Source organism: Phyllobacterium myrsinacearum, from assembly GCF_014138285.1.
Classification (GTDB): domain Bacteria; phylum Pseudomonadota; class Alphaproteobacteria; order Rhizobiales; family Rhizobiaceae; genus Phyllobacterium; species Phyllobacterium myrsinacearum_A.
The window spans coordinates 375,500-390,631 of the sequence record NZ_JACGXN010000002.1 but is presented as its reverse complement, the minus strand read 5'-3'; the positions used below and the strand labels follow the sequence as shown (position 1 = coordinate 390,631).

Genomic DNA, 15,132 nt, shown 5'->3' with positions numbered 1-15,132 from the left:
TAACTCGTCCGCCCACGCTGTCAGAGCGAGGGAAAACCTGTATGAGTGACCAGCAAGTTGGCGACGAGAACTGTTTAAACGGTACCGCCGCCTATGAACCGGAACCGCATCACAAAGAAGCATTTCCGGTTCTTGTGCTTGGCGCCCTCGGCGTTGTCTATGGCGACATCGGGACAAGCCCGATCTACGCCTTTCGCGAAGCGCTTCATGCCGCATCGCTGGATGGATTCCTGAGCCGCACCGATGTGCTCGGCGTTGTCTCCATGATTTTCTGGGCACTGACCCTGATTGTTACGATCAAGTATGTTTTTTTCGTGCTGCGTGCCGACAATGACGGCGAAGGCGGCATTCTTTCGCTGATGGCGCTGGCACGATCCAGTTTCAAATCCCGTCCGCAGCTTATTCTCGGCCTTGGCATTGTCGGCGCGTCGCTGTTTTACGGCGATGCCGTCATTACGCCGGCCATTTCAGTGCTCTCGGCGGTTGAAGGTCTTGAGATCGTCACTCCGGCGCTGGAGCCATTCATCGTCCCCATTACGCTGGTCATCCTGCTGACCCTGTTTTCGGTCCAGCGCTTTGGTACCGCCCGCGTTGCAACGATTTTTGGCCCCATTACCCTGTTGTGGTTCCTTGCCATCGGTTTCTTCGGCGCCTGGCACCTGTTCGATGATCTGAGCGTCTTTGCCGCTGCAAATCCCTATTATGCCGTTGAGTACATCATCCAGAATCCGGGCACGGCGTTCCCGACCATCGGTACGGTGTTTCTTGCGGTGACCGGCGCGGAAGCGCTCTATGCGGATCTTGGTCATTTCGGCCGCAAGCCCATTGCGACGGCCTGGGTCTGGGTCGTGTTCCCGTGCCTTCTCCTGAACTATTTCGGACAGGGCGCCTTCATTCTGGCGCATGCGGAATCGGCCAAGAATCCATTCTTCGAAATGTTCCCGCATTGGGCGCTTCTGCCCATGGTGCTATTGGCCACAGCAGCGACCGTTATCGCCAGTCAGGCGGTTATTTCAGGAGCCTATTCGCTGTCGCGTCAGGCGGTACAGCTCAATATTCTGCCACGCCTCAACATCGAACATACGTCAGAAAAGCAATCTGGGCAGGTCTATCTCCCACGGGTCAATATGCTGCTTGGTCTCGTGGTGGTCCTTCTCGTGCTTGGCTTCGAACGCTCAACCAATCTCGCATCAGCGTATGGCATCGCGGTTACCGGCAATATGCTTGTGACAACCATCCTGCTCTTCATTGTCATGACACGCATCTGGAAATGGCGTTTGTGGGTTGCCGTCAGCCTGACTGCCTGCTTCCTGATTATCGATCTGACATTTGTCAGCGCGAATCTGATCAAGGTCGTGGATGGCGGTTGGGCTTCCCTGGTTGTCGCGTTCCTGATCATTTTGATCATGTTCACCTGGGTACGTGGCAGCCGCCAGCTGTTCGAAAAAACCCGCAAGGGCGAAGTACCGCTTGATCTCATCTCAAAGAAGATGGCGCAAAATCCGCCGCCGCTCGTCCCCGGAACTGCTGTGTTCCTGACGGGCGATCCCAAGAGTACCCCAACAGCCCTGATGCACAGCCTGAAACACTACAAGGTTCTGCATCAGAACAATGTGATCCTGACGGTCATCACAGCGCCGTCACCGCTGGTCAAGAAAAGCGAGCGGGTCAAGATCGAACCCATCAATGACCTCTTCATGCGGGTCACGCTGACCTTCGGCTACATGGAACGCCCGAATATTCCGCGCACGCTGGCGATCTGCCGCAAGCAGGGCTGGAAGTTCGACATCATGACAACCTCCTTCTTCCTGTCACGCCGCTCGCTCAAGGCATCGGCGCGCTCGGAAATGCCGCATTGGCAGGACCGCCTGTTCATTGCGCTGGCGCGTACGGCCAGCGACGCCACCGAATATTTCCAGATTCCGACCGGCCGTGTCGTCGAAATCGGAACACAGGTGAACATCTGAACCGCTAGACGCGATATCAGGTTGAAAGACCCGTATCGCGTCTGTATGCCCGTACCAGCAGAGGGACGGGCAGATTGAAAAAACAGCAGATTGCCATTGTTGGTGCGGGGCCCGCAGGGCTCGCCGCCGCGCTCTATCTTCATCGCGCCGGTCATGAGGTAAAACTGCTTGAACGGTTTGCCGCCCCGTCGCCTGTTGGGTCCGGGCTCATTCTTCAGCCAACGGGCTTGACGGTGCTTGACGATCTGGGGCTGTTCGATCGCATTGCATCCCTTGGCAGCCGCATCGACCGGCTCTATGGCGCCGATGCGCTGTCAGGACGCGCGGTGCTCGATGTCAGATATTCCGCGTTAAAGGGTGGGCGTTACGGTATTGCTGTGCATCGTGCTGCCCTGTTTGAGCTGCTGTATCAGGCGGTTCTGCAGGAGCGCATCGACATCGAGACCAATGTCAACGCGATTTCCATGCAGGCGGGCAATGGCCGGGCGTGGTTGATGACCGATACCGGACGCAGCATCGGTACGTTCGATCTGGTCATCGATGCGAGCGGATCACGCTCCAGGCTCAAGCGCTTTGCCATCCACCCCTGCGAGCCCGCGCCCTTGGCTTACGGAGCATTCTGGACATCGTTGAAATGGCACGGTCAGGGCTTTGACGAACGCTCGCTGTTGCAGCGTTACCGGAAAGCCGGCGTAATGATCGGTGTTCTGCCGATTGGCAGAACTGATCCTGCCGGTGATCCCATGGCAGCCTTTTTCTGGAGCACGAAGCCGGATGAGGCGGATGCCCTGCGTGCCGCGGGGATCGAGAGCTGGAAGGACCGGGTATTTTCGCTTTGGCCGGAATGCTCGGTCTATACCGATCAGATCGGCGGGTTCGATGATATGACGCTGGCGCGCTATGGGCACCACACGCTTGCCATGCCTGTTGGTCGCCGTCTCGCAGTCATCGGTGACGCAGCCCATTCCACGAGCCCGCAACTGGGGCAGGGCGCTAACATGGCGCTTCTAGATGCACGGGCGCTCGCCCATGCGCTGACCACGTCCATGGAGCTTGATGCGGCGCTGTCTGCCTACGCAGCCTCCCGCCGGGCGCATGTGCGCGGCTTTCAGGCCCTGTCGCGAGCGTTCACACCGTTCTATCAATCGGATTCAACGGTTCTGCCTTTCGCGCGGGACTGGGTGGTGCCGACAGTGGCGCGCGTTCCACCGGCACCGCAACTTCTGGCATCCATGGTATCGGGTACCCTGATCGACCCGTTCCGGCCAATAGGCTTGCGGGAAAAAGCCTGGATTTAGAAATCTTTTTCATCCCCACTTGCCAAACGATTTTCATCGCTTTAGAACCGAACCGTAACGTACGGTACGGCATTGGAACCGTACAGATTGATTGGAAAAAGCCTCGTGCAATCGGTAGCAGAACCCAGTGACAGCCCATTGACAGAGCGTCAGCGCGACGTTCTCGATGCGGCGCTTGGCTTGCTGGTTGAGGCGGGCGATACGCTGACAATGACGAGTGTGGCGCGCCGCGCCAGCTGCTCCAAGGAAACCCTCTACAAATGGTTTGGCGACAGGGACGGGCTGCTGACGGCGACTGTCCAGTGGCAGGCGTCAAAAGTACGCGGCGTCACTGTCAAACGCGACGGGCTCGACCTGATATCGCTGACATCAGGGCTCGAACGCTTTGCCTCAGATTGGCTGCGCGTTCTCTCCGGCAAGATCTCCGTGGCGCTCAATCGCATTGCCGTGAGCCATGCAGGCAGTGACAAGCGTGATCTTGGTGCCATCGTTCTGGAGAATGGCCCGTTTGCCATGGCGCGCCGCCTGATGCCGCTGCTCGAGGTCGGGCGCGAAGCCGGCCTGCTGGCGTTTGACGATACGGAAGAAGCATTTCGCACCTTTTTCGGACTGGTCGTCCGGGATGTGCAAATCCGGCTGCTGCTTGGCGACCGGTTCGAGTTGACTGAGGTGGCAATCGACGGCGAGGCCCGGCGCGCGACACAGCAGTTTTTCGCTCTTTATGGAGCTCATACCAACGGGGCCGGTTAAGGCCGCTGTACGCAACGCTTGAAGGGAAGAAACCAATGCGCGTATATTATGACCGCGATGCAGACATCAACCTGATCAAATCGAAGAAGGTTGCCATTATCGGATACGGTTCGCAGGGCCGCGCCCATGCGCTGAACCTGAAGGACTCCGGCGCCAAAGACGTACGCATTGCCCTGCGTCCGGGCTCGGCAACCGCCAAGAAGGCCGAAGCTGATGGCTTCCAGGTCGTCAGCGTTGCGGAAGCTGCAAAATGGGCCGACCTGATGATGATGGCGACCCCGGACGAACTGCAGGCCGACATCTACAAGGATCACATCGCCGACAACATCCGCGATGGTGCTGCGATTGCTTTCGCCCATGGTCTCAACGTGCATTTCGGCCTGATTGAGCCAAAGAAGACGGTTGACGTTGTCATGATCGCCCCGAAGGGCCCGGGCCACACCGTTCGCGGCGAATACCAGAAGGGCGGCGGCGTACCCTGCCTCATCGCCATCCATCAGGATGCATCGGGCAACGCGCATGATCTCGCGCTTTCCTATGCCTGCGGCGTCGGCGGCGGCCGTTCCGGTGTTATCGAAACCAACTTCCGCGAAGAGTGCGAAACCGATCTGTTCGGTGAGCAGGTTGTTCTGTGCGGCGGTCTGGTAGAACTGATCCGCGCCGGTTTCGAAACGCTGGTTGAAGGCGGCTATGCGCCCGAAATGGCCTATTTCGAATGCCTGCACGAAGTGAAGCTGATCGTCGACCTGATCTATGAAGGCGGTATCGCCAACATGAACTACTCGATCTCCAATACTGCCGAGTGGGGCGAATATGTCTCCGGTCCGCGTATCATCACGGCTGAAACAAAGGCCGAGATGAAGCGTATCCTGACCGACATCCAGACCGGGAAGTTCACGTCCGACTGGATGCAGGAATACAAGGCCGGCGCATCGCGCTTCAAGGCCATCCGCCGCAACAACGACAGGCACCAGATTGAAGAAGTTGGTGAAAAGCTGCGCGGCATGATGCCATGGATCGGCAGCAACAAGCTCGTCGACAAGGCAAAGAACTAAGGTTTCCGGACCTTTCGAAAACGGGGCCGGTAGAGCAATCTACCGGCCTTTTTTCATCGCAGCGTGCACGTACGGCGCGGGCCGCTCAGGGGTTGATAGGTGTTGTCGAAGGCGCGGTAGGATTGATAGCGATCCTGACAGATTTGCGACCGCGTGCGTGTCGGGGGCGAGATGATGGGCCGGCTGGTGCGGAAATCATTGCAGCGCGACGATCCCGTGCAATTGGGGCTGGCAAGATTGGCCGGGCTGTTGTTACCCAGAACCAGCGGCTGCCTTGGAACGACATCATTGCCGCGCGGTGCGGGGCGATACGGCTGCACCTGTGCCGACGCGACACCCGCACCAACGGTCAGGACAAGGCCGAGGGCGGCAAGGGCGGTGATCAGGGTCTTTTTCATCGTCATATCCATTTTGTTCCCCTCAATATAGGCATTCGCACAGCCTGCTGCTACCGCTTTGCGGAAATCCTTGCGGTAACGGTTTCGGCACTGGTTGTAGTGCGGCAATCAGGCTAGGCTCGCGTCAACGTCCTGCTTCGACCATTGGTTTCATAATTCAGGGTATTTGAATGTCTGTACGCATCGCCACGTTCAATGTCGAAAATCTGATGAACAGGTTCGATTTCTCAGGCTTCAAGAACAATCTGAACAAGGACCGGACGCTGCAGCTGTTCCAGATCAACGACGAGGAACAGTACCGTCAACTGGAACAGGCCCGGGCGATCGCTCATGCGGACGATACGCGGCAATTGACGGCACTGGCGATCGCCGAAACCCATGCGGATATTCTCTGCCTGCAGGAAGTCGATAATATCGGTGCACTGAATGCCTTCGAGTTCGGTTACCTGTTCAAGATGGTTGGGGAAGGCTACCGGCACAAATACATGCTGGAAGGCAATGACAGCCGCGGCATCGATGTCGCCGTGCTGATGCGCGACCAGACACGGCATGGCGAGCCTATCGAATTCATCGAAATGACCAGCCACGCGCATGTGACGTATAATGATTTCGGCCTCTACAATGCCGATCTGGCGGCGCTTGGCCTTGAGCCGCACGAGCGTATTTTCAAGCGGGACTGCCTGGAGATCGATGTCCGCATCGGCGGCCGGCCGCTGACCTTGTTCGTCAGTCACTTCAAATCCATGGGGCCTCCGCGCAACGGGCTTGACGGGCGCACGGCATCGATGCCGGTCCGTACGGCGGAAGCGCGGGCGGTGCGGCGGATCATCGAGGATCGGTTTGCCGATAGCGGCGGTTCGGCCAGCAAACATTGGGTCATCTGCGGTGATTTCAACGATTACCGCGAGCGCGTGATTATCGGCGGGGATTCGCTCGCCGGATACACGTTCAATCCGGTGCGTGAGCCAGCCAGCAGTGTGGATGTCTTGCTGGAGGGCGGGTTCTGCGAAAATCTGGTGGAGCGCCGCCCGGTGATGGATCGCTGGACACTGTACCACACGCGCGGCCCGGAGGAGCGCCATCTGTGCCAGCTGGACTATATCCTGGCGTCTCCGGCACTGGCCCGGACCAACGGCGATGCCGTCCCCGATATTATCCGGCGCGGCCAGCCATACCGCACGATTTTCCCGCCCGACCAGAAGGTTGAGATGTTTCCGCGTATCGGCTGGGACCGCCCCAAGGCAAGTGATCATTGTCCCGTCGCCGTCACCTTCAACGTTGTCTGACTCATGCTCGATGTTCCCGAAGAAACCGTCATTCCGATCACGCGGGCTGTTGTGCGCGTGGAAGAGGGGCCCCTCGCCTATGTCGTCGCGCATCGCGATGCCATCGCGGCGAACTGGATACAGGAAGTTTCCGCAAATCCCGCGCTCTTTGACGGTTCGTTCTTCATGGCCGAGCAGGCGGAGATCGACGATGGTATCTTTCATGCTGTTTATAAACGCACCACCTTTGCCACGATGATGCACTGGAAGCGCAATGCGAGCAGTAACAAACCGTGGCACATATTCGGCGTGGGCGTCATTGTCTCCAGCGACAACCAATTGATAGCCGGACAGATGGGTACAACGACGTCCGCTGCGGGACGCGTGTATTTCCCGGCGGGCTCGTTTGATGCAAACGATCTGGTGGGTGATCAGGTCGATTTTGATGGCAATGCATTGCGCGAAGTCGCGGAGGAAACCGGGCTCGATCTTGCCGAAGCCGGACGGCGCGATGCGACACCCTTTCTCGTAAAGGTTGGCCGCAGTATTGCTGTGTTCCGGCGTTATTATTTCCCCAGACCGGCCGATGAACTGCTCGCCGCCATTCGCGCCACGATAGCATCGCAGGCGGAACCGGAGCTGGACGGTGTTTGCGCAATTTCCGCAGCCGGCGAGATGGGCGAGGCAACGCCACGTACATTCAGCACGTTCGCCGATTGGCATTTTACACCCTAACCACACTGGAATGTCACCGTCACAAGGTTTAACTTGAACAGCTTCCTCCAGTCTCTACTTTCGCCACAGGTTTGACGAGGAGCTTCATGATGGGCGGCAGGCACTACCAGGTTTATGATGTTTTCACCGACACGGTCCTGACGGGCAATCCACTTGCTGTCGTTCACGATTCGGCAGATCTTGACGACGATGCCATGCAAAGGATCGCCCGGGAGTTCAATTTTTCCGAGACGGTTTTCGTTCTGCCCGCGCAAAACCCAGCCCATACGGCACGTATCCGGATTTTTACACCCGAATATGAAATGCCGTTTGCCGGGCACCCGACCGTGGGCTCCGCAGTCGCTCTGGCCCAGAAGCGATTCGCCGATGTTTCACAGGATCAGGAAGCACTGATCATTCTGGAAGAAAACGTCGGCCCCGTTCGCTGCGGCGTCAAATTGACCAAAGGCGGGGCATTTGCCGAGTTTGATCTGCCAAAGCTGCCGGAACCGATGCCCTATGACTACGACAAGATCGCGCTGGCGCGGGCATTGGGTCTGGAGCCGAAAGAAATCGGCTTTGAGAATCACGTTCCAATGATCTGGGATGCGGGCGTGCCTTATCTCCTGATCCCGGTTCACGGACTGGCGGCGGCGGGCCGCATTCGGATCGATCAGGCCGCCATGAAAAATGTGGCGCCGACAATCGGCCTGCGCCAGCTTCCTGCCTATGTTTATTGCCGTGAGACCAGCCTGCATGACAGCAATTTTCACGCGCGCATGTTTGTCAGCGATGACGGGACTTATGAGGACCCGGCCACGGGATCGGCCACCGCGGCATTTGCCGGTGCGATCCATTATTTCGATGCACCGCTTGACGGGTTGTTGCGGCTGTGGCTGGAGCAGGGGCAGGAAATGGGCCGTCCGTCGCGTCTGCGTCTGGAACTGGATATCGCCGACCAGAAGCTTGTGGGCGGGCGTATCGGCGGTTCGGCGGTCAAGACGGCTGAGGGACAGCTTTTCGTTTAAACGACTTATTGTTCAAAGCTGACATAAAGTTTTCAAGAAGGGCTGGACAGGCCGGATTTGCCCCGTTATAGAGCCCCCACCTTCGGTCGTCACAACGGCTGACGGGCACATAGCTCAGTTGGTAGAGCAGCTGACTCTTAATCAGCGGGTCGTAGGTTCGATCCCTACTGTGCCCACCAATTCTTTGAAAAAAGGGCCGTATGGCCCTTTTTTCTTGTACGCCAGTCAAACATCGATCTACCCAAGCCGCTAGAGGAGACTTTCCATGAGCATTCGTCGTATTGAAGTCGGTCCACGCATGAGCCAGGCCGTTATCCATGGCAACACGGTTTATCTCGCAGGTCAGGTAGGCACACCCGGCAAGAGCGTTACCGAGCAGACAAAGGATGTTCTGGCTTCGGTCGACCGTCTCCTGAAGGAAGCGGGCTCCGACAAGTCCAAGCTCCTGCAGGCCATTATCTGGATGGCTGACATGAAGGACTTTGCCGAAATGAATGCGGTTTGGGATGCCTGGGTCGATCCGGCCAACACACCTGCCCGCGCTACCGGCGAAGCCAAGCTCGCAACGCCTGACTATCTGGTTGAAATCATCATCACTGCTGCGATCTGATTCCCCGGGCAATTTTGCCCGGTACATCAGCATCTGCAGGAGTAACTGCTTCATCCTGTCATAAATCGAACGATTTGCGGGATGAAGTGAGGTGCAGGGCAGTAATTCTGCACCGGTGCACTGGATTTTTGGCGCGGGAATGAATAAAGTCCGCGCTTCTCGTGATTACCACTGTGGTAATTCATCAAACGCTTGTCTGATTGTGCCGCTTGAATGCGCAAGACGAGACAAGCATGGGTAAGGAAAACGATTGCAAGTTCTCGTCCGTGATAACAATGTTGAACAGGCCCTTCGGGTTCTGAAGAAGAAGATGCAGCGTGAAGGTCTCTTCCGCGAAATGAAGGCGCGCCAGGCTTTTGAAAAGCCATCCGAGCGTCGTGTCCGTGAAAAGGCTGAAGCCGTCAGCCGCGCCCGCAAGGCAGCGCGCAAGCAGGCACAGCGTGAAGGTCTGCTTCCTGGACCGAAGAAGAAGGAACGGGTTGCCCGTCCCGGCGCCCCTACCAGCGATTTCAGCAACAACCGATAATCAATGACCGGAGTTTCCGGTCCTTGTAAAACGCGACAGAACCCGCACAGCGTCGCTGGAGCGGGTTTCGTTTTATGAAGAATCCGCCATAAGTATCGTCTTCACATCGATATTACCCGGTTTCAAAAAAGTGCCTTCTTGTGCGCTGTGTCATGCGACGCCTATTCATGGTCAATAGTTTTCAAGCCCTATGGAGACCTTTCAATGGCACCCAAGCTCAACATCGTCCACGTCAGCACCCGTCCGGGCCGCGCCGGTTCACCGGTTTCGAAATGGTTCTATGAGTTCGTCAAACAGGACGGTCAGTTCGAGCCTGTTCTGATCGATCTGGCAGATCTCAACCTGCCAATTTTCGACGAGCCCAACCATCCACGTGCCAAGAAGTACGAGCACGCCCATACGAAAAAGTGGAGCGCGCTGATCGAAGCGGGCGATGCGATTGTGTTCGTGACGCCTGAATATGACTATTTTGCCCCACCATCCCTGACCAATGCGATCATCTATCTGTGGCAGGAGTGGAACTACAAGCCGGTCGGTTTTGTCAGCTATGGCGGCGTGTCCGGCGGCCTGCGCTCGGTCGAATCGATCAAGGGCCTCATCGCGGGTTTGCGGATGGTTCCCATTCCGGAAGGCGTTCCTGTCCCGGCGTACCAGCAGTTCATCAATGATGAAGGTGTGTTCCAGGCCAATGAACTGGTGACGACAGGGGCTAACACCATGATCGGCGAATTGCTTAAGTGGAGCAATGCGTTGAAGCCTTTGCGGGCTTCCTGACGTCATCGGTGGCGGCCCGCATTAACGAGGCGCCACGCATATGTTTTTTCCGATCCGCTTGACAAATGGCGGATCGGGCGTTCAATTCAAGACATTCACCAGGGGGGTCCCGACAAGGGGCTGAGATTCTGCTGGCTTTTGCAGCGCAGTGACCCGTTGAACCTGATCCAGTTCATACTGGCGTAGGGACGGTGCGAAAGTCATGCGAGTCAGCCTCGGCACAAAATCCGTATCCGGATTCGCAATCTCTTTTCATCCTTCCGGCACAGAACTGGGTTTCCACGCTTAACCGCCTAGGAGCCTGATGATGACCGTACATACCCCAACCGTTTCGGCAGGACCGCTGCCGGCCTCGATCAAAATATACAAACCGGGCCACATCCATCCGGATATCCGTGTTCCGTTGCGCCAGATATCCGTGCACCCGACAGCCGGCGAGCCGCCGGTAACGGTATACGATTCGTCCGGGCCCTATACGGACGCCAATGTTACCATCGATATCGCCAAGGGCTTGCCGCGCATCCGCGAAGGCTGGCTTGCCAATCATGCGGATCTGGCCGCCTATGACGGCCGCCACATCAAGCTTGAAGACAATGGCTTTGTCACTGGGGAACGGCTGACGCCGGAATTTCCGGTGCGCAACCGGCCATTGAAGGCAAAAGACGGGAAAGCCGTCACGCAGCTTGCCTATGCCCGCGCCGGCATCATCACGCCTGAGATGGAATATGTGGCGATCCGCGAGAATCTCGGCCGTGACGCGGCGCGCGCAAAACTTGAGCGGGACGGCAATTCTTTCGGCGCTTCGGTGCCGGATTACGTCACTCCGGAATTCGTCCGCGAGGAAATTGCCCGGGGCAGGGCGATCATTCCCGCCAATGTCAATCATCCCGAACTCGAGCCCATGATCATCGGCCGCAATTTTCTGGTCAAAATCAACGCCAATATCGGCAATTCAGCGGTGACCTCCTCCATGGCGGAGGAGGTGGAGAAGATGGTCTGGGCCATCCGCTGGGGTGGCGATACGGTGATGGACCTGTCGACCGGCCGCAATATCCACAATATCCGCGAATGGATCATCCGCAACGCCCCGGTGCCAATCGGTACGGTGCCGCTCTATCAGGCGCTGGAAAAGGTTGGCGGCATTGCCGAAGACCTGACATGGGAGGTCTATCGCGACACGCTGATCGAACAGGCCGAGCAGGGCGTCGATTACTTCACAATCCATGCGGGTGTTCGGTTGCACTACATCCCACTGACCATCAATCGTGTAACAGGCATTGTGTCGCGTGGCGGCTCGATCATGGCCAAGTGGTGTCTGCATCATCACCGGGAAAGTTTTCTCTACGAGCATTTCGACGAAATCTGCGACATCTGCCGTGCCTATGATGTCAGCTTCTCTCTGGGTGATGGCCTACGGCCCGGTTCGATCGCCGATGCCAATGATGCGGCGCAATTCGCCGAGCTGGAAACGCTGGGTGAACTCACACAGATTGCCTGGGCCAAGGACTGTCAGGTGATGATCGAGGGTCCCGGCCATGTGCCGATGCACAAGATCAAGGCGAACATGGACAAGCAGCTTGCCGTCTGCGGCGAAGCACCGTTCTACACATTGGGACCGCTCACCACGGATATCGCACCGGGCTATGACCACATCACGTCGGGCATCGGTGCGGCGATGATCGGTTGGTTCGGAACGGCCATGCTTTGCTATGTGACGCCGAAGGAGCACCTCGGACTGCCCAACCGTGATGACGTGAAGATCGGGGTGATCACCTACAAGATTGCGGCGCATGCGGCGGACCTTGCCAAGGGACATCCGGCTGCACAGGTGCGGGATGACGCCCTGTCACGGGCACGCTTCGAGTTCCGCTGGGAAGACCAGTTCAATCTGTCGCTTGATCCCGAAACGGCGCGGCTGTTCCATGACGAGACGCTGCCGAAAGAGGCACACAAGGTGGCGCATTTCTGCTCGATGTGCGGGCCGAAATTCTGTTCCATGCGAATTTCCCACGACATCCGTGCCGAAGCGCAGAAGGAAGGCATGTCTGCCATGGCTGAGAAATTCCGGCAGGGCGGCGATCTCTATATGCCGCTGAAATCGACAGCTGCGCCAACCCCTGTTGCGGGCGACGAGTTCTGATGCGTGTTCTTGTCAAAGGCGCGGGGGTGGCTGGGCTTGCCGCCGCGCATGAACTGATGGCGCGGGGCGCTGATGTGACCGTCTTCGACCCGCGCCGCAGCACATCCTCGACAGCCTCCTGGTATGCGGGCGGAATGCTTGCACCCTACTGCGAGCGTGAAAGTGCCGAGGAACGGGTGCTGGACCTCGGATTGAAGGCTGCCTCCTGGTGGGAGGCGGCCCTGCCGGGGAGCGTTGTTCGCAACGGTACTCTGGTGCTGGTGCCGGCGCGTGATGTCAGGGAGCTGGATCGCTTCGGTTCGCGCACGTCGGGTTTTGCCGATGTGAACGAACAGGAACTAAGCAATCTCGAACCTGACCTTGAAGGAAGATTCCGCAGGGGATTGTTTTTCAAGGATGAGGCCCATCTGGACCCGCGCCACGCTCTCACTGCTTTGACCGCCAAGCTGGCTGCATTGGGCGTTCAATTCGAGAGCGAGCGGGATGATGGCAATTTCGACAGAATTGTCGATTGCACCGGTTATTCCCCAACCAGACCGGGCCTGCGTGGGGTGCGCGGTGAAATGCTGATCCTGCAGACCCGCGATATCTCGCTGGCGCGGCCTGTCCGGCTGATCCATCCGCGCTTTCCCGTCTATATCGTGCCGCGCGCGGATCATATCTTCATGGTGGGCGCGACGATGATCGAGAGCGATGCGACAGGGCCGATCACCACGCGCTCCATGATGGAATTGCTCAATGCCGCCTACAGCTTGCATCCGGCTTTTGGCGAGGCGGCGATCATCGAGACGGGTGTCGGCGTGCGCCCGGCCTATGCGGATAATTTTCCGCGTGTGGGGCGGCACGGCAAGGTAATCAGCATCAACGGGTTGTACCGGCACGGATTTTTGCTCGCGCCCGCCATGGCCATACAGGCGGCAGCAATGGTTTTTGACTACGAGAAGGCAACTTGATCATGAAACTTATCGTCAATGGAGAACCGCACGAGGTTGCTTCGAAGACGTTGAGCGATTTGCTCGGCGAACTGGAATATGAGGGCGACTGGCTGGCGACAGCGCTCAACGGCGAACTGGTGCGGGCGTCAGCGCGTGCGACGTTCACGCTGAACGAAGGTGACAGGGTGGAAATCCTCACACCCCGGCAGGGGGGCTGAGCCATGCTGACATTGTATGGCACCGAATTGTCCTCGCGGCTTCTGCTCGGTACAGCGCAATATCCGTCTCCGGCGATCCTGATGGACGCCGTAAAAGCATCGGAAACCAAAATCGTCACGGTGTCCCTACGGCGGGAAATGGCTGGTGGGAAATCCGGCGACAAGTTCTGGTCACTGATCCAGTCGCTTGGCGTGCACGTTCTGCCGAATACGGCCGGCTGCCACACGGTCAAGGAAGCTGTGCTGACCGCGCAGATGGCACGGGATATTTTTGCCACCGACTGGATCAAGCTCGAAGTCATCGGCAATCACGATACGCTGCAGCCGGATGTGTTTGCGCTGGTTGACGCGGCGCGCATCCTTACCACTGACGGCTTCAAAGTGTTTCCATATATGACGGATGATCTGGTCGTGGCGGAACGCCTGCTGGAAGCCGGGTGCGAGGTGCTGATGCCGTGGTGCGCTCCGATTGGATCAGCCTTGGGCCCGCTCAATCTCCACGCCCTACGCGCTTTGCGCGGCCATTTCCCTGACGTGCCAATGATCGTCGATGCAGGCCTGGGTAGACCCTCCCATGCGGCAACAGTGATGGAACTCGGGTTTGACGCAATTTTGCTCAACACCGCGGTTGCCAAGGCGGCCGATCCGGTTGCCATGGCCGCGGCCTTTGCCAAGGCTGTGGATGCCGGGCATATGGCCTGCCATGCGGGTATGCTGGAGCCGCGCGACGTGGCGGTCCCGTCAACGCCGGTGATCGGAAAGGCCGTCTTTAGCTGATCAGCGCGGTTTGGTGGCGATGACGTGGAGCCATTGCGTCGGCTCATTGTCATAGCCGCCGCCCATCCGCGCTGCTATGTCGATATCGTGCCAGCGTTCTTCCCTGTAGGTTTCACGCAGCCATTCGGGTGAGGGGTAGTTGAAATAGCGGCCGAACCGGTCCCGGCCCTCGGCAGTTCCCGCCTTGAAACTCGCAAAGAACCGTCCGCCAGGTCTGAGGGCGCGGTGAACGCGGCTGATAATATCGGGCAGGGCGGTCCGGGGCACGTGCAGCAGGCAGGCGCTGGCCCACACGCCATCATAGGCATTCTCGTCCGCAATGTCCTGAAACTGCAGCACATTGACCGGAATACCCAGGCGCTTCTGTGCCTCGGCGGCAATTTCCGGTGAACCATCTGTCGGCACCACATCGAAGCCATGGGCAAGCATGTGGGTCGTGTCATCGCCGCCACCGCAGCCGAGTTCCAGTATTCGGGAGCCGGGAGACAGCAGGGCGAGATAGGCATCCAGATGGTCAAACGAGCGCGCCTGCGACCGGTTGGCATAACGCACCGCTTCATCAGCATAAAATGCCAGTGTTTCCGGATCATTGGCGGTCATGGTGTTCCTCGATGCAGGTGGTGGGCTGCATATTGCGTGGTTCGTGGTTCGACAAGCTCACCATGAGGGAGAGTGGT

General features: G+C 58.2%; 16 protein-coding genes, 1 tRNA gene and 1 riboswitch. Of the genes, 15 read left to right on the top strand and 2 right to left on the bottom strand.

Annotated features, from left to right (window positions below; genetic code table 11):
* The first annotated feature begins 41 nt into the window (after positions 1-41).
* The 4 genes from FHW16_RS11455 (at position 42) to ilvC (ending at position 5,070) form a co-directional block, all read left to right on the top strand.
* Positions 42-1,967, top strand: coding sequence for a potassium transporter Kup (locus tag FHW16_RS11455; protein WP_182549314.1), 1,926 nt, complete (start codon positions 42-44; stop codon positions 1,965-1,967).
* 74 nt (positions 1,968-2,041) lie between these two features.
* Complete coding sequence (locus tag FHW16_RS11450) at positions 2,042-3,265, top strand: FAD-dependent oxidoreductase (RefSeq protein WP_182549313.1); 1,224 nt, start codon at positions 2,042-2,044, stop codon at positions 3,263-3,265.
* A gap of 105 nt (positions 3,266-3,370) precedes the next feature.
* Positions 3,371-4,015, top strand: coding sequence for a TetR/AcrR family transcriptional regulator C-terminal domain-containing protein (locus tag FHW16_RS11445; RefSeq protein ID WP_182549312.1), 645 nt, complete (start codon positions 3,371-3,373; stop codon positions 4,013-4,015).
* A 35-nt stretch (positions 4,016-4,050) separates the two neighbouring features.
* On the top strand, positions 4,051-5,070 hold the full coding sequence (ilvC, locus tag FHW16_RS11440) for a ketol-acid reductoisomerase (RefSeq protein WP_182549311.1): 1,020 nt from the start codon (positions 4,051-4,053) through the stop codon (positions 5,068-5,070).
* Positions 5,071-5,123: 53 nt separating this feature from the next.
* Here the strand turns inward: ilvC and FHW16_RS11435 are convergent, their stop codons facing one another.
* On the bottom strand, positions 5,124-5,468 hold the full coding sequence (locus tag FHW16_RS11435; RefSeq protein WP_246711719.1) for a BA14K family protein: 345 nt from the start codon (positions 5,466-5,468) through the stop codon (positions 5,124-5,126).
* Between the two features lie 170 nt (positions 5,469-5,638).
* Between FHW16_RS11435 and FHW16_RS11430 the strand changes: the two genes are divergently transcribed.
* The 11 genes from FHW16_RS11430 (at position 5,639) to FHW16_RS11380 (ending at position 14,455) form a co-directional block, all read left to right on the top strand.
* Positions 5,639-6,754: an endonuclease/exonuclease/phosphatase family protein gene (locus FHW16_RS11430; protein ID WP_182549309.1), complete on the top strand. Its 1,116-nt coding sequence runs from the start codon at positions 5,639-5,641 to the stop codon at positions 6,752-6,754.
* Between the two features lie 3 nt (positions 6,755-6,757).
* The gene (locus FHW16_RS11425; RefSeq protein ID WP_182549308.1) at positions 6,758-7,468 is read left to right on the top strand and encodes an NUDIX hydrolase; all 711 of its coding nucleotides are present in this window, start codon (positions 6,758-6,760) and stop codon (positions 7,466-7,468) included.
* 89 nt (positions 7,469-7,557) lie between these two features.
* Complete coding sequence (locus FHW16_RS11420; protein ID WP_182549507.1) at positions 7,558-8,475, top strand: PhzF family phenazine biosynthesis protein; 918 nt, start codon at positions 7,558-7,560, stop codon at positions 8,473-8,475.
* A 103-nt stretch (positions 8,476-8,578) separates the two neighbouring features.
* Positions 8,579-8,654 (top strand) — tRNA-Lys (locus FHW16_RS11415).
* 86 nt (positions 8,655-8,740) lie between these two features.
* Positions 8,741-9,085 carry a RidA family protein gene (locus tag FHW16_RS11410; protein ID WP_182549307.1) on the top strand — a complete coding sequence of 115 codons (345 nt, stop codon included), beginning with the start codon at positions 8,741-8,743 and terminating at the stop codon, positions 9,083-9,085.
* 250 nt (positions 9,086-9,335) lie between these two features.
* A complete protein-coding gene (gene rpsU / locus FHW16_RS11405) occupies positions 9,336-9,611 on the top strand; it encodes a 30S ribosomal protein S21 (protein WP_182549306.1) in 276 nt (91 codons plus the stop codon).
* Positions 9,612-9,815: 204 nt separating this feature from the next.
* Positions 9,816-10,385, top strand: a complete 570-nt coding sequence (locus FHW16_RS11400; RefSeq protein ID WP_182549305.1) for an NADPH-dependent FMN reductase — start codon at positions 9,816-9,818, stop codon at positions 10,383-10,385.
* Between the two features lie 90 nt (positions 10,386-10,475).
* Positions 10,476-10,592, top strand: a riboswitch (TPP riboswitch).
* Positions 10,593-10,692: 100 nt separating this feature from the next.
* Positions 10,693-12,525: a phosphomethylpyrimidine synthase ThiC gene (gene thiC / locus FHW16_RS11395; protein ID WP_182549304.1), complete on the top strand. Its 1,833-nt coding sequence runs from the start codon at positions 10,693-10,695 to the stop codon at positions 12,523-12,525.
* Positions 12,525-13,478, top strand: a complete 954-nt coding sequence (gene thiO, locus FHW16_RS11390; RefSeq protein ID WP_182549303.1) for a glycine oxidase ThiO — start codon at positions 12,525-12,527, stop codon at positions 13,476-13,478. Before thiC ends, thiO begins: the two co-directional genes overlap by 1 nt.
* A 2-nt stretch (positions 13,479-13,480) precedes the next feature.
* On the top strand, positions 13,481-13,678 hold the full coding sequence (gene thiS / locus FHW16_RS11385) for a sulfur carrier protein ThiS (protein WP_182549302.1): 198 nt from the start codon (positions 13,481-13,483) through the stop codon (positions 13,676-13,678).
* A 3-nt stretch (positions 13,679-13,681) separates the two neighbouring features.
* Positions 13,682-14,455 (top strand): thiazole synthase, encoded by a 774-nt coding sequence (locus tag FHW16_RS11380; RefSeq protein WP_182549301.1) that lies wholly within the window; start codon positions 13,682-13,684, stop codon positions 14,453-14,455.
* Here the strand turns inward: FHW16_RS11380 and FHW16_RS11375 are convergent, their stop codons facing one another.
* The gene (locus FHW16_RS11375; RefSeq protein WP_182549300.1) at positions 14,456-15,055 is read right to left on the bottom strand and encodes a class I SAM-dependent methyltransferase; all 600 of its coding nucleotides are present in this window, start codon (positions 15,053-15,055) and stop codon (positions 14,456-14,458) included.
* Positions 15,056-15,132: the final 77 nt, after the last annotated feature.